Here is a 23,232-nt window from a genome sequence, read left to right as displayed (position 1 = left end):
TTGCCGATCGGTTTAGAGCGGGCGCTTGACCAGTTCAATCTGGGAGATGCGGGAGCGCAAAATGCCCATTGCATCCTCTGGCATGCCGTCATCAGTCACCAGGATATCTGCGTCTTCAATGCGAGCAAAGGTACTGAAGCCCATCTCGCCCCATTTAGTGTGGTCGGCAAGAACTACGAGTTTTCTAGCCTGAGCCAATACAGCGCGGTTAGTTTCTGCCTCGATCAAATTCGGTGAGCTAAAACCAGCGTGTGGGTGCATGCCGTGGGTACCCATAAACACCAAGTCAAGATTGAAGCCAGCAAACGCGTTGACTGCGACCTGACCAACAAATGAGTCGGTAGGGGTGCGGATACCGCCGGTGAGAATGACCGTTTGGTCGCTTCGGCCCTCGCGGTGCAAGAAATCAGAGACTGGCAAAGAGTTGGTAACCACAGTCAGTAGTGGGATGTCCGCAAGTTTCCGGGCAAGTGAATAGACTGTGCTTCCTCCCATCAGGGCAATAGCCGCGCCCGGCTGCACAAGCTTTGCTGCCTGGGCTGCAATTGCATCCTTGTTGGCTGACTCAAGCAATGATTTGGCAGTAAATGGAGGCTCAGAAACTGAGCTAGAACCGATGGCGGTAGCGCCTCCGTGGACTTTGTCGACCAATCCTTGTTCGGCAAGCAGGTCGATGTCGCGTCGAACTGTCATCTCAGAAACATTGAGTTCTTCGGCCAGTTCTGAGATTCGCGCAGCTCCGCGGTCGGCAACCTCTTTGAGGATTAGCCCCTGGCGTTGTGCAGCTAGCAATTCCGTTTCTCTCTCTTCGGTACGGGTGGATCTGTAACTAACTCTAAAAGCAAAAAATAACGAATGTTACGAATTTTGTAACGACTTGATTACTTTTGTTAGTTTTTGTGAACTTTTGCAAAATTCTTCGGATAGCGTGAACCCAACAACACGAACTAGGAGTTATTTTGGCAAAGACGGTTGCAACCCGCAGAAAGCGTAAGAGCGAGTTTCTTACTGCTATTCCGTTCATTGCGCCGGCTTTTCTGGGGCTTCTGATCTTCGTTCTGATCCCTGGCGCTCGCGGTGTCTACCTCAGCTTCACCGAGTACAACATCTTCCGTCCACCGGTATTCACCGGCCTTGAGAACTACGAGCGCATGTTTGCCGATGAGCGTTTCTGGAACGCACTTTGGGTGACTCTGCAGTACGTGGTTATCAACATCGGTTTCCAGACAGTGCTAGCTCTAGGCCTGGCAGTCCTATTGCACCGATTCACCAAATCAGTAGTGATCCGTGGAATTGTTCTGCTTCCTTACTTGATTTCGAACGTAATCGTCGCAATGGTTTGGTTCTGGCTGCTCGACTACAACCTAGGTTTCATCAACTCTGCCCTCGATTTCTTTAGCATCGACCGCGTCACATTCTTCTCGGGTGAGCTAGCGATGCCGACCATCGCCATGATCAACGTTTGGCGCCACCTCGGCTACACCGCACTTCTGATTTTTGCCGGCCTACAGGCAATTCCAAAAGACATCTACGAGGCATCGGCTATCGACGGAGCTGGCGAGTGGAGAACCTTCCGCAGCATCACCTTGCCTTTGCTTCGTCCAGTTATGGCCTTCGTTATGGTCATCACAGTTACTGGAGCCTTCCAGATTTTCGACACCATCGCAGTGACAACCGGCGGTGGACCAATCCACGCCACCCGAACCTTCAGCATCCTGATTGCCGACACCGCTTGGGGTAACAACGAGTTCGGTTACGCTGCAGCAATTTCAGTTGCACTCATGGTCATGCTGTCGTTGATTGCCTTTGCTCAAACCAAGCTTCTTGGTGCCAACCAGTCAGATATGGACCGATAAGCCATGAGTCTTCTAAAACTAAAAGCCAAGAGCATGCGCGAGCAGCCAGACGAGGTTCAGTCTCAGAGCGTCCCAGCTCGAGTTGTTGGATACGTCCTACTCGGTATCACTGTTCTAGCCACGCTGTTTCCGATCTACTGGATGCTGCGCACCGCACTTAGCACCACAAAGACCCTGTTCAGTGACCCGTTTAGTCTCTTGCCGGTCAACTTCACCTGGGGTGGATTTGAGCGAGTCCTTGGTTTGGCTTCAAACGCCGATGCCTTGGCCGAAGGTGGTTCAGGTGCTGACATTAACTTTGGTCAGTACGCGATCAACTCGGTCATCGTTTGTACCGTGGTTACCGTCTCGCAGGTTCTGTTCAGTGCCGCAGCAGCGTATGCATTCTCCATCTTGAAGTTCCGCGGTCGAGACGCTCTATTCTTTGTCTTCTTGATCTCGATGACCGTGCCCGGCATCTTCTTGGTGCTGCCAAACTACCTATTGATTCGCGAGCTAGGTTTGCTCAACACACTTCTAGGTGTGATGCTTCCAAACCTTCTGATGTCGCCATTCGCGATTTTCTTCCTGCGTCAGTTCTTCTTGGGAACAAACCTAAGCATTATTGAGGCGGCTATCATCGATGGCGCATCGCACATCCGTATTTTCTTCAAGATTGTTGCGCCACTAGCTTGGCCACAAATCATCACCTTGGCAATCCTGCAGTTCATCAACTACTGGAACGACTATCTATGGCCGTTCTATGTGGGATCAGGAAAACCAAGCTCCACTGTTTTGACCGTTGGATTGGGTGTCTTCAAATCGCAGACACCTCAGGGAAGCCCCGACTGGGGTGGCCTAATGGCAGGTGCCCTTGTGGCTGCCATTCCAATGGTTCTACTCATGATCTTCTTCGGTAAGAAGATCGTCGGGTCCATCCAAGCTTCTGGAGTCAAGTAACCAGTATTTGACAACAGGGGGCTCGTTCGCCGGACGAGCTACAGGCTGCCTACTAGCTGCCGACAACTATATAAAAAGGAAATTCAATGAAGAAGATTATGAAGAAGGCTGTAGCAGTTGCTGCAGTAGCATCTCTTCCTCTAGTGCTAGCTGGTTGTGCTCCAGAAGCAGCGCCTGAGGCAAAGGGCACCATCAGCTACGGTCTATGGGACTCAAACCAGTTGCCTGCTTACCAGCAGTGTGCTGATGACTTCACCGCAGCTAACCCAGACATCACCATCGAGATCGAGCAGATTGGTTGGGATGACTACTGGAAGAAGGTTAACGCAGGCTTCGTATCAGGCGATGGCTATGACGTTTTCACTTCACACCTTGCGTTCTACCCAGAGTTCGTTGCCAACGGCACCATTCTTGCCCTTGACGAGTACATCGCTCGTGACGGCGTAGACGTAGACAACACCTACCAGCCAGGTCTTGCATCACTTTGGACCTCACCTGAGGGTGTTCAGTACGGTCTTCCAAAGGACTTTGACACCATCGCTTTGTTCTACAACAAGCAGCTAACCGATGCAGCTGGCGTGGACATGAGCAACCTTGACTGGAACCCAACCGACGGTGGAACCTACGAGAAGGCAATTGCTCACCTAACCGTTGACGAAAACGGCGTTCGCGGTGACGAGGCTGGCTTCGACAAGAGCAAGGTCAAGACCTACGGTATCTGGATGGAAGGCTCAGGCGGTGGCGATGGTCAGACTCAGTGGTCATTCCTAGCAGCTGCTAACGGCTGGAAGGTAAACGACGGTCCTTGGGACACCAACTACCACTACGACGACATCAAGCTACAGGAGACCATCGACTGGTGGTACAGCCTAGTTGAGAAGGGCTACATGCCTTCATTCGACCAGCAGCAGGGTGTGGGCTGGTCAGACCAGCTAGCTGCAGGAACTGTTGCAATGGCCTCAAACGGTTCATGGATGACCGGTTCAATCTTTGGCGCGAAGAGCGACACTTTTGAGCCAGCACTTGCTGCGACCCCAGTTGGCCCAACCGGTTCACGTGCATCTATGTACAACGGTCTAGCAGACAACATCTCTGCAACCACCGAGAACCCAGAAGCTGCATGGCAGTGGGTTAAGTACCTAGGTTCAGCTGCATGTCAGGACGTTGTTGCTGAGGCAGCTGTTGTATTCCCAGCTATCCCAGCTGCAACCGACAAGGCTGTAGCGGCGATGCAGGCAAAGGGTGTTGACGTTTCAGCATTCTCAACCCACATCGACAACGGCACCACCTTCTTGTTCCCAATTGCAGACAAGAAGTCAAAGATCAACGACATCATGACCCCAGCAATGGAAGCCATCATGTCAGGCAAGGCAAAGGCCGACTCGCTAACTGCAGCGAACGACCAGGTAAAGGCACTATTCCAGTAGTGAGTTGATTACAAGGGAGGTCCGGTGGCGTGCAACATTGGCGACACCGGGCCTTCTTTAATCCCCGTTTCAAAATCAAAGCAACATCCAAACATCCTGAGGATTTTTCAAAATGACCGCTCAAACTTTTTACACTCTGTCAGCCGACGGCGTCTCAGTAATTATTGATTTGTCTACAGGCACGCCTGTGGTGTTGCACTGGGGTTCTGACCTCGGCAGCGCCATCGATGCAAAGAGTCTTTTGAGCGCGATGCAGGAGGGTGTTCCTCACGCAGATTTGGATGCATTTCAGAACCCAGGCATCTGGCGTGAAAATTCACGTGGCTACCTAGGCCGCCCAGCAGTGCAGGGGCACCGCGATGGCCAGGACTGGTCGCAAATGTTTGACATCACCGAAGTTTCGGCAGGTGACAACACTCTATTTGTCCGCAGTGCGGATCTTGCCGCGGGGCTTGAAGTTACTGCCAACTTTGAATTGGGCGCCTCGGGCATACTAAAAATTTCTCAGACCATCAAAAACCTTGGAGCAACTTCGTTCTCGCTCGGCGAGCTAACCACCTGGTTGCCAATTCCGGATTACGTTTCTGAGACTGTTGACTTTACTGGTCGCTGGGTTAAGGAGCGCCAGCCTCAGCGACGCGAGATTCAGGTCGGAACCTGGGCTCGCGAAATTCGCGAAGGTCGCTCTGGCCATGACTACACCATCGTCCAGTTGGCTATGACCAAAGACGCGGATTACCAGCGCGGAGAGGTTTTCTCTCTTGGTCTGCAGTGGAGTGGAAATACCCGTCACCTAGTAGAACGCCAGCCAACCGGCCGCACCACTATGGGTGCCGGCGAGCTTTTGCTCCCAGGCGAAGTCATCCTGGCTTCGGGTGAGACCTATGAGGCTCCAACTGTTGTGGCCAGCTACTCAGGCGAAGGTGTTGATGGCATAACCGACCGCCACTACCGCTGGTTGCGCTCGCGCCCAACCCACCCAAGTAATGTTCGCCCGCGTCCATTGACTCTGAATGTGTGGGAAGCGGTTTACTTCAACCACAATCTTGAGAAGCTGGAGCAGCTTGCTGACGTTGCGCAAGAAATCGGTGTTGAACGATTTGTTCTTGATGACGGCTGGTTTGGCTCTCGACGCGACGACCACTCAGGCTTGGGGGACTGGGTGGTTTCTAAGGATGTTTGGCCGAATGGTTTGAAGCCGCTCATCGACGTTGTTAAGTCACGCGGAATGGAATTTGGCCTCTGGTTTGAAGGAGAAATGGTCAACCCAGATTCAGACCTTTACCGTGCGCACCCAGAGTGGATTCTGCACGTTGGCGACCGAGTGCCGCCTGAGGGTAGATTCCAGCAGGTACTTGACCTTACTCACCAGGGTGCTTACGACCACGTATTCGGGCAAGTTGATGCAATTCTCAGCGAGTACGACATTGCTTACATCAAGTGGGATCACAACCGAACCTTGACCGAGGCGGCTCACCTGGGGCAGGCTGCTGTTCGCGAGCAGACCAAGGCAATTTATCGTCTGTTTGACCAACTGAAAGCCAACCACCCTGGCCTAGAGATTGAATCTTGTTCATCTGGAGGTGGCCGTATTGACCTAGGTATGGTCGAACACGCTGACCGTTTCTGGACCAGTGACTGTAATGATGCGCTGGAGCGTCAATACATTCAGCGATACACCCAGTTTGCGATTCCACCTGAGATGCTCGGATCGCACATCGGCCCAACCCACTCGCACACCACTCATCGCACACACTCGCTCTCGTTCCGCGCTATTTCGGCACTGTTTGGTCACGCTGGACTGGAGTGGGATGTCACTGAAACCACTCCTGAAGAGCGCGCTGCACTAAAGAGTTGGGCAAGCTACTACAAGGCCAACCGATCGCTGCTACACACCGGAAAAATGATTCGTGTTGAGCAACCTGACGACAGCTCATTTGTTCACGGCGTGGTCTCGCAGGATAAGTCCAAGGCAATTTTTGCCTACGTGACACTTCGTGCGATTCCCGGTATGACACCTACCGCACTGCGCCTAGAGGGTCTGGACCCGAAGGCCAACTATCGAATCAAGATGGTCCAGCCTGCCGGTGCACCTGAGTACGTTCAGCGAAGAATGCCTACCTGGATTGAGGGCGTCGAATTGTCGGGTGCTGCTCTTTCAAAGATCGGTGTTCGCCCACCAATCCTTGCTCCAGAAAATGGCTTCTTGGTAGAGGTTGAGCGAGTCTAAAATGCCTCAATTCAAACCAAGCCAACTGCAGTACGGCGGGGACTACAACCCTGACCAGTGGAGCCGAGAGGTTTGGCTGGAGGACGCGCGGTTGATGCGCGAAGCAGGCGTAAATCTCGTGACGCTGGGCGTATTTGCCTGGGCAAATTTGGAGTTTGCCGAAGGTGATTACCATTTTGATTGGCTAGACGAAGTTTTCGAAATTATGCACGAAAACGGAATCGGAATTGACCTTGCCACCGCCACGGCTTCGCCGCCGGCATGGTTGACAGTTAAATATCCAGAGGTTTTGCCAGTAAACCAATCCGGCACCCGTCTTTCTCAGGGAGGCCGTCAGGCCTATTGCGCTAGCTCACCGATTTACCGTGAGCGGGCCAAGGCTTTGGCTGAACAGTTGGCGCGAAGGTACGGTCAACACCCGGCACTAAAGATGTGGCACGTAAATAATGAATACGGTTGCCACAATCCAATGTGTTTCTGTGATGTCAGCGCAGCCTCGTGGCGTCGCTATCTGCGTGACAAGTACGGTGCGCTAGATGAGTTGAATAAGGCTTGGGGAACCAGTTTTTGGTCCCAGCGCTATCACCACTGGGATGAAATCCTGCCACCCCGCCAGACTCCGGACGGCACCTATCCAAACCCATCGATGATGCTCGACTACTTCCGTTTCTCCAACGATGAGATTTTGTCGCTTTTCACCATGGAGCGGGACGCTATCCGTGGGATTGATGAAGTTCACCCAATCACCACGAACTTTATGACCATGAAGCACACCAAGTTCATGAACTACTGGAAGTGGGCTGAGGAGGTTGATTTTGTATCGACCGATCACTACCTGATTGCAGAAGATCCTGAGAACCACATCGATTTGGCCTTTGAAGCTGACCTAACCCGCGGCTGGGCTAAGGGTAAATCTTGGTTGCTCATGGAGCATTCAACCAGCGCAGTGAATTGGCAGCCAAACAACCTGGCCAAAGAGCCTGGGCAGATGCTGAAAAACTCACTATCGCACGTGGCACGCGGTTCTGATGGCGCCATGTTTTTCCAGTGGCGTGCGTCAATCAGCGGCTCAGAGAAGTTCCACTCGGCAATGGTTCCTCACACCGGAACCGACAGCCGAACTTGGCGAAATGTTGTTGAACTTGGTTCGAAGCTCGGCGAGCTGGCTGATTTGGTTGGCTCCGAAACAGAACCTGCCGAGATTGCGATCATGTTTGATTACGAGTCATGGTGGGCGCTGTCGCAAAAGAACCTTCCGTCTGAAAACCTTTCATATACCGATGTCGCACATGAGTGGTACGCGGCACTTTGGAAGTTGGGTGCTCGAGTTGATTTTGTAAAGCCCAATTCATCGGTCGAGGAGCTTTCGCGCTACAAGGTAGTCCTGGCTCCGATGCTTTATCTGATTAGCGAAAACACCGAGGCGCAGCTTATTGAGTACGCAAGCATGCACGGAAGCCTAGTGGTTTCTTACTTCAGCGGAATCTCCAATGAGCGTGATGCAGTGAAGCTGGGCGGTTATGGCGGGCGTCTTGTTCGCGATGTACTCGGAGTGTTCGTTGAAGAATTTGCGCCGCTCAGGGCCGGCGAAATCGCGCAACTAAGCAATGGCATGAATGCCAAAACCTGGTCAGAGGTTTCCTCGGCACGAGGTGCGCAGGTGCTGGCAAGTTTTACCTCCGGTGCAGCAAAGGACTCGGTGGCAGTTGCCCGATGCGGCGAAGTGCATCCATCTTGGTACGTGGCTACTTCGCTAGACGGAGATTCGTTGGAGAGCCTGTTCGCTGGGATTATCAGTGAGTTGGGAATTGAAACCGAGGGTGGCAGTGGGGTTGAAGTGATTAAGCGTGGCGGTCGCACATTCACAATTGACCACAATTCCGACACCGTTTCAGTTATCTAGGTTGGTTTAGGAGTCAAAATGTCGATTCGCAGATTTTGGCTCATTCTTACTGGGCTGATGTCCGCCGGTTTGATTTTGCGCTGGTATCTGGCTTTTGGCGTATTTCTAAATCAAGGTTTCGCGTGGGACCTTGCCACGTTCGTCGACTGGATGATTGAAATAGACCAGTGGGGTTATGACGCTTATACCTACCTGCCGGCCATGAATTACCCGCCGGTTTTTGCCGACGTTTTGCAGGGGCTTTTGTGGCTCGGTAGGGAAATTCGGCCCTATGGCGAGGTCTTGGGGGCGGCCAACACCTGGACTCTCCTGAAGTTGCCATCTATATTTGCCGACCTCGGAGTAGCCGGAGCGCTGGCTTTTGCTGGACGTAAATGGTTTGGCTCCAAAATTGGCCTGATCGCGGCTGGGCTTTATCTATTTGTTCCAGTCACTTGGTACGTCTCAGCGATTTGGGGTCAAGTTGATTCGCTAGCCGCCTTGCCTATGCTGCTGGCCGTCATATTTGTTATCGATAAAAAACCCGAACTTTCATCCGTGTTTTTGGTCCTCGCTGTCCTCACCAAGCCGCAGGGTGCGCTGGTGGTGCTGATCCTGCTGCCGGTTCTGATTGGGCAGGTTGTTCATCGTGAACTGAGGGCTAGAAGATTCGCATCGACAATCGGTGCCGGTTTGCTAACGTTCACCCTGATTGCTGTTCCTTGGTCGATGGAGTCCTACGTCAACAGTGGACTTAGGGACGTTCCTATCCTTGGCGACCTGCTTGGGCTGCTGTATCAGTACTTTGCAACCGCCGGCCTGTTTCCAGTTCTTACCGCAAATGCCTACAACCCATGGGCTCTAATTGGTTCACCTTCGTTGGCGCAGCAGATTGATACCGGCACAGTTTATTGGCGCATGGATAATTTGCCGATTTTCGGCGTTCCAGCCGGTATCTGGGGGTCCGTTCTGTTTCTGCTCTTGGCTGCGGGTATTTTTTGGATGCTGATAAAAAGGCATAACCCCGAGCAAGTGCTGACGGCATTCGCGCTTCTCCTTTTTGGTTTCTTTATGCTGCCGACGCGGGTGCATGAGCGGTATCTGGCACAGGCATTTGCAGTCCTAGCGCTTGTTTGGGCAGTAAAACTTGGGCGTCGACTCATACTTGTGGCACTGGCTGCGGCTAACACTGTGAATCTTCACGCCATCCTGGCCGCAAACCTGCAGGTGTACAACGCGCAGGTTCAGGCTTCGGCGTCAGCCGGGCACGGTTTGGTTTCCCCAATTGCCGCATTGGTCAGTCCGAGGGCAGCCGACCCGGCTTCGCTGGGTATTGAGTGGGTGAGGATGCCAGCTGATTGGGCAAGGCTCGAATGGGTTGTCTGGCTAGTGGTAATTGTTCACACGGTGGCATTTGCCCTATTGATAGCCGATTACGTCCGCGCCAATAAAATCCATAGCCGCTAAAAAGCAGAAGCCAAACCAGTTAAAAGAAAAAGCCGGACTAAGTAAAAACTTGTCCGGCTGTTCTAGCTGGTGCGGAAGGTGGGACTTGAACCCACACGCCTCGCGGCGCTGGAACCTAAATCCAGTGCGTCTGCCAATTTCGCCACTCCCGCATGCCTTATAAGCATAAGGGATAGTCTCTGTGGATAACTTCGGTAATCGCAAAAAAAGTCAATAAATATTGAGCAGCCATCCAAAATCGGAGTAAAAGTGAGCTCAATCGTTGAGAAAATCGGGTCAAAAGCCCGATTGCTTGCGCACGAAAACAGTCTTCCCGCGGATCAAGCGCTCGAATTAGCGCTGGATGAACTAATTGAGGCCGATCCAGCCTTAGTTAGTCAAGAATCATGGTTAGCCACCCGAGCTAGCAATGAACTTTTTGGGTTCGGTTTTCTGCAGGATTTCCTGTCAGACGATGGGATTGAAGAGGTTTGGATTAACCGACCGGGAGAGATCCATTGCGCAAGGGGTGGCAGGCCTGAGAAGTACTCGGTTGAATTCACCGATGACCAACTCAGGAACGTCATAGAGAGAATGCTGCGCTCAACTGGCCGAAGGCTGGACCGGTCATCACCATTCGTTGATGCGTCGCTCCCGGATGGATCACGCCTGCACGTAGTTATCCCAGACATCACAAGGCAGCATTGGTCGCTAAATATCCGTAAGTTTCCCAAGCGGATTATCTCGCTCGCCGACCTGGTTGTCCGAGGTGCCATAAGCGAGAATCAGGCGCACTTTCTATCCCAGGCGGTTCGAGTAGGTCAAAACATTTTGGTGTCTGGGGCCACTCAATCTGGGAAGACCACCATGCTCTGCGCCCTGCTAGCCGAACTTCCTGTTAGCGAACGCATTATCTCGGTCGAGGAGACTTTTGAAATTCGAATTCAGGGTGCCGATTGGGTGGCTATGCAGACTCGTCAGTCAAACCTTGAAGGCGTCGGTGAGGTATCCCTTAGGCGGCTTGTCAAAGAGTCACTCAGAATGCGGCCAACCCGTTTGGTGGTCGGAGAGGTCCGCGAGGCCGAGAGCCTTGACCTTCTGATTGCCCTAAATTCTGGGCTACCGGGCCTATGCACCATTCATGCCAATTCAGCCGCTGAGGCGATTTCCAAGCTGTGTACGCTGCCTCTCCTGGCCGGCCAGAACATCACCAGTAGCTTTGTTGATCCGACAGTAGCCAACTGCATTCAGTTGGTGGTGCACTGTGAGCTGGCTTCCAGTGGCGCTAGAAGCGTGCGGGAGATCTCTCGCGTGGAATGGGTTTCCGGAGACATTAAAGTTTCAAAGATAGAAGCAACAGATGCGTTGGCTTAGATCGACTCTCGAGGGCGCAGGTTTGCATCGCGTTGGTGTTTCAGGCTTCTTATCGGGCTTGATTTTGCTGTCAGGTTTCGTGGGCTACGCGATGTTCTTGGCATCGAAAGTGGCAGCTCTTGCGGTTTTTGCAACCTTGGGTTTAGTTGGTTTGGGGTTTGAGGCGCTTGCGCTTATTGCCAAAAACCGAAGGTCGGAGCTCATAAAGGCGTGGCCTGAGGTAGTTGACTCGATGTCCTCGGCGGTCTCGGCAGGAATCTCCATCCCAGAAGCATTTGATGCCCTCGCCCAACGCGGCCCCATGAGGTTTCGACAGGCTTTTGCCGGTTTCAATCGGAGGCTCGATTCAGGTTGGTCAAATTTAGATTCTCTCGATTGGCTAAAGTCTCAATTCGGCGAGGCCCACTCCGACCGACTCATCGAATTACTTCGCCTATCTAGTTTGAACGGCGGCGAGGGGCTGGCGCCGGCTCTAAAAGCCCAGTCCAAGCAATTGAGAGAAGATCTACTGCTGATAGGGCAGCTTGAATCCAAACAAAGTTGGGTTGCCGGCACGGCCAAGTTGGCTGTCGCTGCTCCGTGGATAATTGTCGCTCTGTTGTCGAGCAGGCCCGAAAACGCAGCGATTTACAACACGTCGAACGGCTCGGCGGTATTGCTCGTTGGCTTCATAGTCTCGCTCGGTGCCTATCGGCTCATTCACGTCATGGCAGTACTACCGCAGCAACCGAGGGTGTTTGGCTAATGGTGATTTGGTTTGCTTCAGGGTTGCTGGGCGCAGCCTTTTACTTGACTGCCCTCGCGCTCAAACCCGCGAGTGGAAACAGGTTGATGGCACGCATTAATCCATCTAGTACTCAGCTGGATTCGGCCAAAGATGGCAGTTTTGCAACCAAATTTGACCAGTTATCAATGTGGCTGAGGCAGAAGGTTATTGCCAAGCGGCGGCTCGATCGGGTCAATCTGGAATTGCCGGATTTTATCGATTTGCTCTGGGTAGCCGTGTTCTCCGGGTCTGGGCTCTATGCTGCTATGTCCCATTTGCGCGGGCGAATGAACGGAATCTTGGCTGCGGAGCTGGACCGGATTGTGGTGAGCCTGGATCAGGGCTCAAGTCTCGAGCGCGAAATCACCGCGCTTTCGCAGCGGCTACCTTCGAGACAGGTTCAGGAGTTTTGTCACAAATTGCTGTGGTCTTTTGAGCGGGGCACACCGCTGGTCTCAGTTTTGGCCGAGCAGGCCTCTGCCAGCCGCGGTGACATGCGCAACCAGCTGTCACGACTTGCTGGCCGAAACGAAACACGGATGCTTATTCCCTTGGTGTTCTTGATCCTGCCGGTCACCGTCCTCTTTGCGATTTACCCAAGTTTGCAACTGCTCAATCTGAATTACATCTAGGAGGAAAAAAATGAAGAAACTAATCGATGACCGCGGGGATGTTCCCGGCTGGGTCCTAATCACGCTGATGACCGCAGGGTTGGTTGTGCTGATGTGGACTGTTGCCGGCCCAGCTCTGCAGGGCGTGTTCCAGCAGGCTATGAATAAAGTTGTCGCGTTCTAAAGCAGATCCAGAGCGTGGCTCATCGGTGGTGGAATTCGTTCTTCTCGCCGCACCCGCGATTTTGCTCAGCCTAACTGTAATCAGCGTGCTCCTCGCTGGTTTTAGTCGTTCGCTTTTGCTGGATGCTGCTGTTGAAGGGGCTCGTTTCGCTGCACTAGCTGATCAGACCTCCGCCACCGGGTGCGCTCGCAGCCGGGAGTTGCTTGCCCACACGTTTGGTCCGGAATGGTCGACCACGGTTCTTTGCAGTCGATTGGATTCTGAAGGAATTAGCACTGAAAGAGTCCAAGCCTCTATCAGGATTCCAACGTTGGGTTTTTTAGCACCCGGCCTGGAGCTGAATGAGGTGTCACATGCTCAGCGTGAGGCTGAATGATGAGCGAGGATCGAGCCTGATTGAGTTTGTTGTCCTGGGCCTACTGCTTCAGCTGACCCTGCTGACCTCTGGCACCGCTCTGCTTGCTTGGCAGCATGACCAGATTGCATCTGAATCGATATCTAGGCACGCTCTCAGGTCACACCTGCTGCATGGATTGCCAATCCAAGAAACCGTTGACGACCTAACTACTCAGTTTCAGGTTGGATCAAAGGTGAGTTGGGTATTGGATTGCGATGGAAGTTGCGCTGACTCTGGCAGCATTGCAGCACTAAGGGTGCAAATCGGTGCCGTCTCGGCTACCTCATACCTGCCGGTGCCGTGATGCGACCCCGATTTAGCTTGCGTCCGCAAGGTGTTCGATCTGAGCGGGGGTCGATGGCGCCGATGTTTATTGGGTTGCTGATGTTTTCAACGGCCACGCTGTTGGTGATTGTCACGGCAACATCGCTGATCATTTTTCAAAAGAGGCTGACTAGCTTGGCCGAGGGTGCGGCTATTTGGTCGGCTCAGCAGGGTCTTCCGGCAGACAATTACTTCGGTCAACTGCCAGAGGATGCCGGTTTGGACTTGGTGCTGAGCGACATAGAGGTCAGCGACGGGAAAACCGTCACGGTTCAGGTCTGTGGTCGGTGGCAGGCGCCTATATCGATTTCAATAACTCCATCGAATCTGATGGTTTGCAGCCATGCATCAGCGCGGGCTGGCTAGCCGAGGGGGCTAGGTGCGCTTGTGAGTAGGTAGATAGCGATACATAAAGACCGCACCGATTACCGCTAGTCCACTCATGAAAAACATGGCGCCCGATAGCGAGGCAATCACGGTGATTAGCGACATTATGGGGGCGGTTGCAGCCACTCCTGCATCCATCAAAAAGCGGTAGCCGGCTAAAAATTCATTGCGTCCAACTGCCGGCGAAGCGTCTGCCCCTATAACCATCACAAGGCCGCTACCAACTCCATTGGCCAAGGCCATCATGATTGCCACGGTTAGAAAAGCACTGCCATCGCTGGTAAAGGGAACCAGCGTTAGGCAAAGGCTCATGCCTAACAGGGTTGGAATTGCGGCAGCTTTTCGGCCGTACTTATCCATAATTTGGCCACCCAGATAAAAGAGGGTGAAGTCAATTGCCCCCGCGATGCCTATGTAAAGAGAGGTCTCAGCGGCATCAAGTCCAATAAATAGAGCCCAAAGTGGGAGTCCGATAAATCTTGCGGTGCGCGACATTGCCACGATCATCGATGCTGTTCCCAGCGTCAATAGGGTGCGTCGATGCAGCTTCGCAATCTTCCAAACGCTTCCACCATTGTCTGGGGGAGTGTTGAGCATTTTCTCTGGGTGGGTGAATAGCAGCACAATGCCGGCTGCACCGCAAAAAATAACGGCATTCCAGTAAACAAATTCGATACCGAGGGTGGCGATAACTGAAGCGCCAAGGAGCGGGCCAATGAATGTTCCAATTCGAAACATTCCACCCAAAACCGATAGGGCTCGAGCTCGTTGATTTGCTGGCACAGTTTCAGCGATGTAGGCGTGCCTAGCCAAACCAAAAATCGCAGCAGAACCGCCTAGGATGAAAACTCCGAGGCCGATCATGAAGATATTCGCAGCAAAAACCGCAAACAGGATGCCCAGTGCGGCCGCCGCTGAAGCCCAAATCATCGATTTGCGTTCGCCGACTCGATTCACAAATTTCGCAGCGGGTAGGTCTGCGGCAAGGGTGCCCATCATGACCAATCCTGCGATGAGGCCAGCCGTAGGGATGTCGGCGCCCAGGCGTTCCGCGCTCGCCGGAATAATCGGAATCAGACCTGCTTCACCGATTGAGAACAGCATCGCCGGTAGGTAAACCGGCAGAACAAGCTCTCTAATCTGAAAGTTCTTCTTGGCCGGCACCTTTCAATTATGCCCCTCGCCTAAACTAGGGGAGAAATGGCAGACCTGGACCTCACTCAAGAAATACGCGACTTACGCGCAACTTTTGCCGACATCGGCCATGTTGTAGATGTCGAGAAGCTGGCCCGCGAGGTTCTGGAGCTGAAGGAACAAGCCTCTGACCCGAACATTTGGGACGATGCCGCCAATGCTCAGCGGGTCACCAGTGCGCTTTCCCACAAGCAAAACATGATCAACAAACTCGAATCGGTTCAATCGCGTCTAGATGACCTTGAAGTTTTAGTTGAGTTGGCCAATGATGCCGCGGATGCCAGTGTTCAATCAGAGGCCAAATCTGAACTCGAGTCGTTGCAAAAGCTGGTTTCAGAGCTCGAGGTTCAAACCTTGCTGAATGGTGAATACGATTCCAGAGCTGCCGTGGTGACCATTCGGTCAGGTGCCGGCGGTGACGATGCCACTGATTTTGCCGAGATGCTCATGCGCATGTACCTGCGCTACGCAGAAAAACAGAAAATGCCGGTTCAAGTTCTCGACACGTCATACGCGGAGGGTGCTGGTATCAAGTCGGCAACTTTTGAGATCGATGCACCATTCGCTTTTGGAACACTTTCTGTCGAGGCTGGCACGCATCGACTGGTTCGAATGAGTCCATTCAATGCTGCTGGCAAGCGCCAGACCTCATTCGCTGCAGTCGAAGTTGTTCCTTTGGTTGAGCAAACTGAAGCTATCGAGATTCCCGAGAATGAAATTCGCATCGATGTTTTCCGTTCATCTGGACCGGGCGGGCAATCGGTTAACACGACTGATTCAGCTGTGCGCATCACTCACCTGCCAACCGGAACTGTCGTGAGTTGCCAGAATGAAAAAAGCCAAATTCAAAACAAAGCTGCTGCGATGCGCGTTTTGCAGTCTCGATTGCTCGAGATTCGTCGACGCGAAGAAGAAGCTAAAAAGAAGCAAATTGCCGGTGATGTCAAGGCAAGTTGGGGTGAGCAGATGCGGTCATACGTTTTGGCGCCATACCAAATGGTCAAAGACCTGCGCACTGACTACGAAGTCAACAACCCTTCCGCGGTTTTCGACGGAGATCTTGACGGGTTTATCGCTGCGGGCATTCGCTGGCGCAAGCAGACACAACTCGGCGCTTAGGCCCTGATTCCAAAGCCTCAACTTAGGCTGGAGGCATCATGATTAGCATCTCGAACGTCACCAAACAGTACAAGGGCTCGCCTCGGCCGGCTTTGAATGCTGTTTCTCTTGAAATTGAGAAGGGTGATTTTGTCTTTCTGGTTGGAGCCTCTGGCTCTGGCAAATCCTCGCTTATGCGCCTAATGTTGCGCGAGGATGTTCCGACATCAGGCTCAGTCCATGTGCTCGGTGAAAACCTAGTCGGTATTCCGAGCCGTAGAATCCCATTCTTCCGCAGGCGCCTTGGAGTTGTTTTTCAGGATTTCAGGTTGTTGCCAAACAAGACCATCGCGCAAAATGTAGCGTTTAGCCTCGAGGTTATTGGTAAGTCTCAGGGTTTCATTCAAGAGGCAGTGCCAGATGTTTTGAGGCTTGTTGGGCTTGAGGGTAAAGCAGACCGCCTGCCAAGTGAGCTATCGGGTGGAGAGCAGCAGAGAGTTGCTCTGGCCCGCGCGATTGTCAACAAACCTGCGATTTTGCTTGCTGACGAACCGACCGGAAACCTTGATCCGTCGACTTCAGAAGAGATTATGGCTCTGATCGAGCGCATCAACCTAAATGGCACGACGGTGGTTATGGCAACCCACGACCGGGGCATAGTAGACCGTCTCAAGAAGCGCGTGGTTGAGCTTCAGCACGGTGTGATTATTCGTGATGAAGTGGGCGGTTCTTACCGATGAAATTTCTTTTGAGCGAGATTCGCCAGGGTCTGTTCCGCAACTTATCGATGGTGGTATCGGTGATTTTGGTCACCTTTATTTCGTTGACCTTCGTCGGAACCGCGTCGCTGCTACAGCTTCAAATTGGCCAGATGAAGAACTACTGGTACGACCGAGCCCAGGTGGCAATCTACCTCTGCAGTGAGGTTTCGCCGGCGGATGTTTGCCCTCAGGGTGAGGCTTCGGATGACCTGAAGGCTGCTGTCGAAGAGAAGCTCCAGTCGCCGACTTTGGCTGCCTACGTTGAAAAGTACTACTTCGAGGATCACGATCAGGCCTACGCGACTTTCCAAGAGCAGTTCAAGGACAACGCCGTTGCTAAGTACGTCTCGAAGAACCAGCTAAACGAGACATTCTGGGTAAAGCTTGAAGATTCAACTCAGAGCCAAATCATTGCCGAGAGTTTTGGTGGCGTGGCCGGCGTTGAAGAAGTGCGGGATCAGCGAACGTACCTAGATCAAATCTTTAGCATTCTGAATGCCGCGTCAATCGCGTCCATCGGTGTTGCGGTTCTAATGCTTTTCTCAGCTGCCCTGCTGATTTCAACCACAATCAGACTGAGTGCGTTTAGTCGCCGGCGCGAGCTTGGAATCATGCGTCTTGTCGGTGCCAGCAACTTCTACATCCAACTTCCATTCATCCTTGAGGGTGTTGTCGCGGCCACTATTGGATCGGTATTGGCTGGCGGTGCGGTTCTCGGAATCGTTCAATTCTTTGTGCAGGGTTACCTGGCCGAGCGTCTACCGTTCACCAGCTTTGTAACTCTTGCCGATGGATTGCTTGTTGTTCCGCTGCTGATTGCTGCTGGAATAGTTCTTGCTGCCGGTGCCTCTGGTTTGGCTATCCGCAGATACCTGCGAATATAGAACCCTTATGCCAAGAGAACGTGGACAGAAGGTTGTTGCCAGCAACCGCAAAGCCCGTCACGACTACCTAATTATTGACGTGTACGAGGCTGGCATGGTGCTAACCGGTCCAGAGGTTAAGTCGCTGAGGGCTGGCCGAGCCTCTCTTGTAGACGGGTATGCCACCATCGAGGGTGGCGAGGTTTGGCTAGAGAATGTGCATATTCCTGAGTACACCCAGGCCACCTGGAACAACCATCCAGCTCGTCGCAAGCGCAAGTTGCTTTTGAACGGGCATGAGATTTACAAACTGATGGGCAAAATCAAGGAATCCGGTTTTACATTGGTGCCGCTATCGATTTACTTCAAAGACGGCCGTGCCAAAGTCGAGCTTGCCTTGGCCAAGGGAAAGCGCGAGTACGATAAGCGCCAGACCCTCAAGGAGCAGACCGATAAACGTGAGGCTGCCCGTGCAATGTCCACCAAGGGCAAGGACTGGTAACAGGGCATCCAGCACTCTCAGGGAAGTCACAGCCTATTGTCGGCGGTAGGGCTTATTCTTGAGATAACCCCAAAAGATCAAGGCCCAGACGTTTAGGTTAGGTCTTTCGGGGTGATGATAACTAAATATGGGGATGATCGGTTTCGACAGTGCATGTGTAACTGGAAGAAGCGGGTCGAGAATGTAGCGTCAACTCGTTAATGTCCGCTGCAAACTATAGGTGCTAAATCATCACGCACCGACTTCGCCCTAGCTGCTTAATAGCGCTAGCCCCGAAGTCCGTTAGATCAGATTTGATTTCGTTCTGAACCCTAGCGTCATTTAGAGATCTTGCTGAGTAGTTGTGCCTAAGGGCTGCTCGGGACTTTCACTTTGGCTGGGCCCGTCGGATGTGTCGCTTCAAGCTAGTGCCGGGGCCGAGTAGAACCTTATTGAAGCTACACCCGTAGAAGAGTCAGAAACTCTGTATTGGACGGGGGTTCAATTCCCCCCATCTCCACTCAGGCTTTTGTTTCGGCAAGAGGCTACGAGTCATCCCATAGCGCAAAACCCCCTAGTAATAGGGGGTTTTAGTGTTTAACTGAATCCGCTAAAAGCATTGGCAAGCCTCGATCCTCAAGTTGCCACCTCAGTGCTCGAGTAAACTGGGCAAGAAGCATTGTTGATAATTATTATTTTTTGGCTTCATTCCACTATTCCATTTAGAGAAATGAAGAAAAATGATCGACAAAAAAGCAAAAAAGCAACAGCACATCGAAGAATCAAAAGCCCAACTTGAAGACGCTGTGGCCACGCGCCAGATGCTAGACAAGATGCGCCGAAAGGGCTTCGATTACCAAGAACGCTGGCATGGTTTCGGCTCGCCAGTTGGGCTCGGTCTTGGCTTTGCCTTTACAGGTCTAGGTTGCTATTTCCTAGCCCTCGCCATCACAACCCTCTGGTAAGCCAGTCGTAAAGCGCTCCGCAGAAATGCGGGGCGCTTTTGCGCACCTGTCGTTCTTGATCCTGGTGGTAAAGCAGGGGAGTGGCGGTTGGCCTTGCTCTACGATTAACCTATGTCCTCAGCCTCTTCCGTTGCCGAATGGTTAGTCTCCTATGGCACCCTAGCCTTCGAGGTCATTGGTACATTGGCGTTTGCCCTATCTGGTTTGATCGAGGCTGCGCGTAAGCGGCTTGATCTTGTTGGCATGGCAATTGTCACCGCGCTGGCTGCCTTTGGCGGCGGAACGCTTCGTGACATTCTCTTGGACCGTAGGCCATTCTTTTGGGTTGAAAACTGGGGCTGGATTTGGGTGATTCTTGGTCTCTGCGCGCTGGCGCTGCTCTTTATGCGCGCCCGTCACATTGAACTGACCGAACGCTCGATGCAGTGGCCAGATGCGCTTGGGCTTGGAATTTTTGCCGCAACGGGCACTCAAATTGCGATCGAGGCTGGAATGCCGGCAATCATCGCGGTAATTATGGGTGTGATCACACCGGTCTTTGGTGGGGTTTTGCGAGACGTGGTGGTGAATGAAATTCCACGCGCTTTCAATGACCACCAACCATATGCAGTGGTGGCGTTCGCCGGGGCCTGGTTAGTGGTTTTGCTCAACGCTCTCAACTGGGGTGCGTTCTGGTCGGTCAGTATTTCGGCCGCAGCAATCGTTGCACTCCGAATGATCGCGGTTGGGCTGGGTTGGCGACTACCAACCTGGCGAGTCTAGCTAGGCGACTACTGATTCTTCGGTGCAAGGCGCCAACTGGGCCACACGCTGAGGGGTAACACCAAGCAACACCGCGATGTCTCGCATCGTCAGGCCACGATCACGCATGCGTCCGACCACATCGCGAATCTCGTTAGATGCTTCTTCTTGAAGACGGGTTGCCTCACGCATTTTTGCTTGAGCTGATTCGATGTCGCAGATGATTCCCGGCATAACCGCTTCAACCTTGACCACGATGTCACACTTGGACTCGCCGGTGGTTTGCTCGGCAAGCAGTTTGATTTGCTCGGTTGCCTTATCTAGGCGCTTCGCAGTGGTCTTAAAGTTGCCGAGTTCGGGCACGGCAATCAACCAGCCGTCATCCTGGCGTTCGCAAAGTGCCTTGATTTCCATCGCGACTCCTAACTCGTAACTTTTTGTAAAGGGCTACTTGACTAATTTAGTCAACCCATGCTTTACTAACTACTGTAAATCGGAATGATCCGAAACTCAAGACTATAAAAGGAACTTCAATGAACATCGTTTATGCACTCGCGGGTCTGGCACTTTCAGCTTTGGTCGCGTTCAGCTTCTACAAGGCCGGTAAGTTCAAGGCCACTGCAACTAAAGAGACCCTGCTTGGCGCAGGTTTTGGCTGGGTTGCAAACATTCCGTTTGGCTTGGTTCGTCTAATTGCTTGGGTTGAGCTTCTTGGTGCGGTTGGCATCATCCTGGCGCCACTGGCTGCCTACTTTGTTCCAGGTTTTGCCTGGGCACAAATTTGGGGTGTATTGGCAGCGGCTGGTTTGGCTCTAACCATGGCAGTAGCGCACATCATGCACACAGTTCGTGGTGAGAACAAATACACCTGGAAGATGACTTCAAAGCTGTTCCTGTTCAGTGCTGCAGCTGCGGTTCTTCAGGCAGTGGTAATTCTTCCGGTTTTCTAATCCGGTAGCTTCACAAAACCAGCCCTGTTTGCTGCTCGATTCAGAGTGGCCAGCAGGGCTGGTGCCGTTAACAAGATCAAAACTGAGGTCGTAATCGCTCGCCCAAAGTCCCAGAGCAAGCCGCCGGTGAAGATTTCATACTGTAAAAACCTCGTTAGGTTTTCGATGAGACTGGCTCCGGCTACGTAAGAAATTGAAGTCCCACTGCCGGCAAGAAATGGCCAATTCCAAAGAGTCATCAATCCGCCATAGAAAAAACTGGCGACGAATGCGTACCCGCAAAGCATCAGGAATTGGAGCCAGGTTCTGCTAACTTTTGGCAATGCACCAGCTGCTAGTCCAACCAGGGCAGCGGCCATCATTTGAAATGGTAACCACGGGCCGATACCGCCCGTGAGAAGACCCGAAACCAAAAGCGACAGCGCCCCGAAGAGAAATCCAAAACTTGGCCCAAAAACGTAGGCAGCGATAATAATCAGAAAAAATGCTGTCTCCACACCGGCCGTTCCGGCGCCCAGCATTCGAATCACAGCATTGAGCGCAGTTAGTACACCCAGTAGGGCAATCTGTCGGGCATCGATTCCGCCGGTTGAAAATTCAATCAGTAGCAAAACAAGAACCAGCGGCATCAGTATCAAAAATGCGGTTTGGGCAATTTCAGATTCGCTCTGGGCAGTTACCCCAATAACCAGTGGCCAGGTAAACATCATCAGCGCCGCCACGGAAGCGAGTGACAGAGCCAGGGCTCTCATGGCTTGGTGTTTGAAGTTCATCAGAGTTCGACCACCTGACTAATTGAAATGAGGTCGGGCAATTCTGAGACCTGCGCAATTTGGGTTTCGAATGGCTTTTGAAATCCAAGGAGTTCTTCTGGGGCGCTGTCCTGGATAAGTTTGCCCTGATCTAGGAGCAGCACGCGGTCGGCGATTTGAGAGATGAACTCCACGTCATGCGAAGCCACCAAGATGCATGCACCAGAGGTCTGCAGCACCTGTAACTGTTCGGCCAGTTGACGCTTGGCAAAATAATCGAGACCACGAGTCGGCTCGTCTAGCAGCAGGACGCGTGCCCCATTCGCCAACTGCATGGCCAGAACCAACGAAAGTTTTTGTCCTGCTGAGAGGTCTCGTGGGTGCTGATTCGGGTCCAGCCGGCCGTTCAATCTAGTCAGCAAACGAGCTGTTGTGCCTGTCGCAAGGCCCCCGAACGCATCTGACTCCTGCAACTCCTTACCGACCGAATTCAGAAAAAGCAGGTCAGAGGCCTTCTGTGGAACCATGGTCACTGCTCGAAGCAGCTCTTGCAACGACAGGTCGGTGGTGCTGCGCTCACCCAAAGCTACCGTTCCGGAGGAGATTAATTTCGGGTCCCTGAGGGCGCTGATGAGGCTGGTTTTTCCCGCTCCGTTTTGCCCCATAAGTGCTGTGATAGAGCCGAATGCTAGGTCAAACGTGGCTCCCGATACGGCGGCTTCACTGCCGTAATGAACATCGAGCTCTCGAATGCTCAGGGCCATTTCTGGATTAGGACTCAGAGGAACGCGACTGCGGAATCTCGGAGCCGATTCACGCCAGTGATTTCGTGCCTCTGAGACGTTGGTGGCCACCGGGGCCCATCCCAGTTTTTGACTTAGTTCGATGAGTGGTGGGGCACATCTGGAGTCGCTGAATTGGGTTGTTTTGTCGCCCTGAGTCACTGAACCGTCACCGTGCACCATGACCACGGAATCAACCAACTCAAGTACCCGTTCGATTCGATGTTCTACGAGAATCACCGTGATGCCCTCATCGGTGCTCAGTTTTTTTAGAAGGGACAGCAACTCGGCGGCTGTCGAAGGTGAAAGCGCCGAGGTCGGCTCGTCGAGCAACAAAATCTTTTGGCCTGCTGCAACGGCGGCTGCAATAGCGACTTTTTGCTGTTGCCCGCCCGAAAGCTCAGTTAGTCGTCGATCCAGCACCGGAGCGAGATCAAAAATCTCGGCTACCCGAGCAAGGTTATTGCCCATTTCAGCTGGCGTAACACCTAGTTGCTCCATGCCGAAAACCAGCTCATCCTCAACGGTTTCTGAGACAAAACCACCTTCTGGCTGCTGGTTCACATAGCCAACCAGGTGAGCAATTTCGTGTGGAGCAGTACCGGAGGTGGTTTGTCCGTCTATTGAAACCGACCCGGTGAGAGTCCCTCCGGTGAATGCAGGAGCAATTGAATTCAGGCATTTCAGGAGCGTTGATTTTCCGCTCCCGGTCGGGCCGCAAACAAGCGCCATCTGGCCAGCACTAATAGCTAAGTTGACGTTTCTTAGGATCGGAGTTTCGCTCGATTTATACCTAAGCGTCAGGTTTGAAGTCTTGATCAC

At 52.8% G+C, this 23,232-nt stretch carries 24 protein-coding genes, 1 tRNA gene and 1 other RNA gene; 20 read left to right on the top strand and 6 right to left on the bottom strand.

From position 1 onward, the window contains the following. Nucleotides 1-12 precede the first annotated feature (12 nt). Complete coding sequence (locus FFA38_RS04530) at nucleotides 13-792, bottom strand: DeoR/GlpR family DNA-binding transcription regulator (protein ID WP_138315673.1); 780 nt, start codon at nucleotides 790-792, stop codon at nucleotides 13-15. Between the two features lie 167 nt (nucleotides 793-959). Between FFA38_RS04530 and FFA38_RS04525 the strand changes: the two genes are divergently transcribed. From FFA38_RS04525 to FFA38_RS04500, 6 genes are all read left to right on the top strand, one after another. Further along, nucleotides 960-1,856, top strand: a complete 897-nt coding sequence (locus FFA38_RS04525) for a carbohydrate ABC transporter permease (protein WP_216641463.1) — start codon at nucleotides 960-962, stop codon at nucleotides 1,854-1,856. A gap of 3 nt (nucleotides 1,857-1,859) precedes the next feature. Beyond that, nucleotides 1,860-2,795, top strand: coding sequence for a carbohydrate ABC transporter permease (locus tag FFA38_RS04520; protein ID WP_246030920.1), 936 nt, complete (start codon nucleotides 1,860-1,862; stop codon nucleotides 2,793-2,795). An 86-nt stretch (nucleotides 2,796-2,881) separates the two neighbouring features. Beyond that, on the top strand, nucleotides 2,882-4,222 hold the full coding sequence (locus FFA38_RS04515) for an ABC transporter substrate-binding protein (RefSeq protein ID WP_138315671.1): 1,341 nt from the start codon (nucleotides 2,882-2,884) through the stop codon (nucleotides 4,220-4,222). A gap of 112 nt (nucleotides 4,223-4,334) precedes the next feature. Next, complete coding sequence (locus FFA38_RS04510; protein WP_138315670.1) at nucleotides 4,335-6,452, top strand: alpha-galactosidase; 2,118 nt, start codon at nucleotides 4,335-4,337, stop codon at nucleotides 6,450-6,452. A gap of 1 nt (nucleotide 6,453) precedes the next feature. Beyond that, nucleotides 6,454-8,355, top strand: coding sequence for a beta-galactosidase (locus FFA38_RS04505; RefSeq protein ID WP_138315669.1), 1,902 nt, complete (start codon nucleotides 6,454-6,456; stop codon nucleotides 8,353-8,355). Between the two features lie 18 nt (nucleotides 8,356-8,373). Then, nucleotides 8,374-9,801 (top strand): hypothetical protein, encoded by a 1,428-nt coding sequence (locus tag FFA38_RS04500; RefSeq protein WP_138315668.1) that lies wholly within the window; start codon nucleotides 8,374-8,376, stop codon nucleotides 9,799-9,801. A 67-nt stretch (nucleotides 9,802-9,868) separates the two neighbouring features. Here FFA38_RS04500 and FFA38_RS04495 read toward each other — a convergent pair. Continuing rightward, nucleotides 9,869-9,953: transfer RNA gene (locus tag FFA38_RS04495), tRNA-Leu, on the bottom strand. 97 nt (nucleotides 9,954-10,050) lie between these two features. On the opposite strand from FFA38_RS04495, the gene FFA38_RS04490 reads away from it, so the two are divergent. The 6 genes from FFA38_RS04490 to FFA38_RS04470 all read left to right on the top strand — a co-directional run bounded on the left by FFA38_RS04490 (nucleotide 10,051) and on the right by FFA38_RS04470 (nucleotide 13,802). After that, complete coding sequence (locus FFA38_RS04490) at nucleotides 10,051-11,154, top strand: TadA family conjugal transfer-associated ATPase (RefSeq protein WP_253786120.1); 1,104 nt, start codon at nucleotides 10,051-10,053, stop codon at nucleotides 11,152-11,154. Further along, a complete protein-coding gene (locus FFA38_RS04485; protein WP_138315666.1) occupies nucleotides 11,141-11,899 on the top strand; it encodes a type II secretion system F family protein in 759 nt (252 codons plus the stop codon). The genes FFA38_RS04490 and FFA38_RS04485 overlap by 14 nt, the downstream gene beginning before the upstream one ends. 86 nt (nucleotides 11,900-11,985) lie before the next feature. Continuing rightward, nucleotides 11,986-12,552 carry a type II secretion system F family protein gene (locus tag FFA38_RS04480; RefSeq protein WP_172956006.1) on the top strand — a complete coding sequence of 189 codons (567 nt, stop codon included), beginning with the start codon at nucleotides 11,986-11,988 and terminating at the stop codon, nucleotides 12,550-12,552. A 10-nt stretch (nucleotides 12,553-12,562) separates the two neighbouring features. Then, a complete protein-coding gene (locus FFA38_RS06890) occupies nucleotides 12,563-12,715 on the top strand; it encodes a hypothetical protein (protein WP_172956005.1) in 153 nt (50 codons plus the stop codon). Between the two features lie 341 nt (nucleotides 12,716-13,056). Further along, nucleotides 13,057-13,416, top strand: a complete 360-nt coding sequence (locus tag FFA38_RS04475; RefSeq protein ID WP_138315664.1) for a hypothetical protein — start codon at nucleotides 13,057-13,059, stop codon at nucleotides 13,414-13,416. A gap of 53 nt (nucleotides 13,417-13,469) precedes the next feature. Next, nucleotides 13,470-13,802 (top strand): hypothetical protein, encoded by a 333-nt coding sequence (locus FFA38_RS04470; protein WP_138315663.1) that lies wholly within the window; start codon nucleotides 13,470-13,472, stop codon nucleotides 13,800-13,802. Nucleotides 13,803-13,811: 9 nt separating this feature from the next. Here FFA38_RS04470 and FFA38_RS04465 read toward each other — a convergent pair whose 3' ends face one another. Then, entirely contained in the window at nucleotides 13,812-14,987 is a 1,176-nt protein-coding gene (locus FFA38_RS04465; protein ID WP_138315662.1) for an MFS transporter, read from the bottom strand. Between the two features lie 36 nt (nucleotides 14,988-15,023). Here FFA38_RS04465 and prfB point away from each other — a divergent pair, with 36 nt between their 5' ends. The 7 genes from prfB (at nucleotide 15,024) to FFA38_RS04430 (ending at nucleotide 19,947) form a co-directional block, all read left to right on the top strand. Beyond that, nucleotides 15,024-16,136, top strand: coding sequence for a peptide chain release factor 2 (prfB, locus tag FFA38_RS04460; RefSeq protein ID WP_138275592.1), 1,113 nt, complete (start codon nucleotides 15,024-15,026; stop codon nucleotides 16,134-16,136). Nucleotides 16,137-16,174: 38 nt separating this feature from the next. Continuing rightward, nucleotides 16,175-16,855: a cell division ATP-binding protein FtsE gene (gene ftsE, locus FFA38_RS04455; RefSeq protein ID WP_138275591.1), complete on the top strand. Its 681-nt coding sequence runs from the start codon at nucleotides 16,175-16,177 to the stop codon at nucleotides 16,853-16,855. Then, nucleotides 16,852-17,760 (top strand): permease-like cell division protein FtsX, encoded by a 909-nt coding sequence (ftsX, locus tag FFA38_RS04450; protein ID WP_138275590.1) that lies wholly within the window; start codon nucleotides 16,852-16,854, stop codon nucleotides 17,758-17,760. The genes ftsE and ftsX overlap by 4 nt, the downstream gene beginning before the upstream one ends. 7 nt (nucleotides 17,761-17,767) lie before the next feature. Then, nucleotides 17,768-18,241 carry an SsrA-binding protein SmpB gene (smpB, locus tag FFA38_RS04445; protein WP_138275589.1) on the top strand — a complete coding sequence of 158 codons (474 nt, stop codon included), beginning with the start codon at nucleotides 17,768-17,770 and terminating at the stop codon, nucleotides 18,239-18,241. A gap of 129 nt (nucleotides 18,242-18,370) precedes the next feature. Beyond that, nucleotides 18,371-18,743: a transfer-messenger RNA gene (gene ssrA, locus FFA38_RS04440) on the top strand. A gap of 217 nt (nucleotides 18,744-18,960) precedes the next feature. Next, entirely contained in the window at nucleotides 18,961-19,185 is a 225-nt protein-coding gene (locus tag FFA38_RS04435; protein WP_138275588.1) for a hypothetical protein, read from the top strand. 111 nt (nucleotides 19,186-19,296) lie between these two features. Then, complete coding sequence (locus tag FFA38_RS04430) at nucleotides 19,297-19,947, top strand: trimeric intracellular cation channel family protein (protein ID WP_138275587.1); 651 nt, start codon at nucleotides 19,297-19,299, stop codon at nucleotides 19,945-19,947. Here the strand turns inward: FFA38_RS04430 and FFA38_RS04425 are convergent, their stop codons facing one another. After that, a complete protein-coding gene (locus tag FFA38_RS04425) occupies nucleotides 19,948-20,340 on the bottom strand; it encodes a hypothetical protein (RefSeq protein ID WP_138275586.1) in 393 nt (130 codons plus the stop codon). 119 nt (nucleotides 20,341-20,459) lie between these two features. Between FFA38_RS04425 and FFA38_RS04420 the strand changes: the two genes are divergently transcribed. Continuing rightward, complete coding sequence (locus FFA38_RS04420) at nucleotides 20,460-20,876, top strand: DoxX family protein (RefSeq protein WP_138275585.1); 417 nt, start codon at nucleotides 20,460-20,462, stop codon at nucleotides 20,874-20,876. Here the strand turns inward: FFA38_RS04420 and FFA38_RS04415 are convergent. Together FFA38_RS04415 and FFA38_RS04410 are read right to left on the bottom strand one after the other, a co-directional pair. Continuing rightward, entirely contained in the window at nucleotides 20,873-21,628 is a 756-nt protein-coding gene (locus FFA38_RS04415) for an ECF transporter S component (RefSeq protein WP_216641742.1), read from the bottom strand. The genes FFA38_RS04420 and FFA38_RS04415 overlap by 4 nt on opposite strands. A gap of 20 nt (nucleotides 21,629-21,648) precedes the next feature. Continuing rightward, nucleotides 21,649-23,232 carry an ABC transporter ATP-binding protein gene (locus FFA38_RS04410; RefSeq protein WP_272868524.1) on the bottom strand — a complete coding sequence of 528 codons (1,584 nt, stop codon included), beginning with the start codon at nucleotides 23,230-23,232 and terminating at the stop codon, nucleotides 21,649-21,651.

The sequence above is a fragment of the Rhodoluna limnophila genome (assembly GCF_005845365.1).
GTDB classification, from domain to species: domain Bacteria; phylum Actinomycetota; class Actinomycetes; order Actinomycetales; family Microbacteriaceae; genus Rhodoluna; species Rhodoluna limnophila.
Note: the sequence above shows the minus strand (reverse complement) of the source record. Positions and strands in the feature narration are given on the sequence as shown.

Bases quoted from the DNA above. Each gene is read 5' to 3' on its own strand.
- FFA38_RS04520 (WP_246030920.1), top strand. From the start codon at position 1,860: ATGAGTCTTCTAAAACTAAAAGCCAAGAGCATGCGCGAGCAGCCAGAC.
- FFA38_RS04515 (WP_138315671.1), top strand. From the start codon at position 2,882: ATGAAGAAGATTATGAAGAAGGCTGTAGCAGTTGCTGCAGTAGCATCT.
- FFA38_RS04510 (WP_138315670.1), top strand. From the start codon at position 4,335: ATGACCGCTCAAACTTTTTACACTCTGTCAGCCGACGGCGTCTCAGTA.
- FFA38_RS04505 (WP_138315669.1), top strand. From the start codon at position 6,454: ATGCCTCAATTCAAACCAAGCCAACTGCAGTACGGCGGGGACTACAAC.
- FFA38_RS04500 (WP_138315668.1), top strand. From the start codon at position 8,374: ATGTCGATTCGCAGATTTTGGCTCATTCTTACTGGGCTGATGTCCGCC.
- FFA38_RS04485 (WP_138315666.1), top strand. From the start codon at position 11,141: ATGCGTTGGCTTAGATCGACTCTCGAGGGCGCAGGTTTGCATCGCGTT.
- FFA38_RS04480 (WP_172956006.1), top strand. From the start codon at position 11,986: ATGGCACGCATTAATCCATCTAGTACTCAGCTGGATTCGGCCAAAGAT.
- FFA38_RS06890 (WP_172956005.1), top strand. From the start codon at position 12,563: ATGAAGAAACTAATCGATGACCGCGGGGATGTTCCCGGCTGGGTCCTA.
- FFA38_RS04475 (WP_138315664.1), top strand. From the start codon at position 13,057: ATGAGGTGTCACATGCTCAGCGTGAGGCTGAATGATGAGCGAGGATCG.
- FFA38_RS04470 (WP_138315663.1), top strand. From the start codon at position 13,470: ATGGCGCCGATGTTTATTGGGTTGCTGATGTTTTCAACGGCCACGCTG.
- prfB (WP_138275592.1), top strand. From the start codon at position 15,024: ATGGCAGACCTGGACCTCACTCAAGAAATACGCGACTTACGCGCAACT.
- ftsE (WP_138275591.1), top strand. From the start codon at position 16,175: ATGATTAGCATCTCGAACGTCACCAAACAGTACAAGGGCTCGCCTCGG.
- ftsX (WP_138275590.1), top strand. From the start codon at position 16,852: ATGAAATTTCTTTTGAGCGAGATTCGCCAGGGTCTGTTCCGCAACTTA.
- smpB (WP_138275589.1), top strand. From the start codon at position 17,768: ATGCCAAGAGAACGTGGACAGAAGGTTGTTGCCAGCAACCGCAAAGCC.
- FFA38_RS04435 (WP_138275588.1), top strand. From the start codon at position 18,961: ATGATCGACAAAAAAGCAAAAAAGCAACAGCACATCGAAGAATCAAAA.
- FFA38_RS04430 (WP_138275587.1), top strand. From the start codon at position 19,297: ATGTCCTCAGCCTCTTCCGTTGCCGAATGGTTAGTCTCCTATGGCACC.
- FFA38_RS04425 (WP_138275586.1), bottom strand. From the start codon at position 20,340: ATGGAAATCAAGGCACTTTGCGAACGCCAGGATGACGGCTGGTTGATT.
- FFA38_RS04420 (WP_138275585.1), top strand. From the start codon at position 20,460: ATGAACATCGTTTATGCACTCGCGGGTCTGGCACTTTCAGCTTTGGTC.
- FFA38_RS04415 (WP_216641742.1), bottom strand. From the start codon at position 21,628: ATGAGAGCCCTGGCTCTGTCACTCGCTTCCGTGGCGGCGCTGATGATG.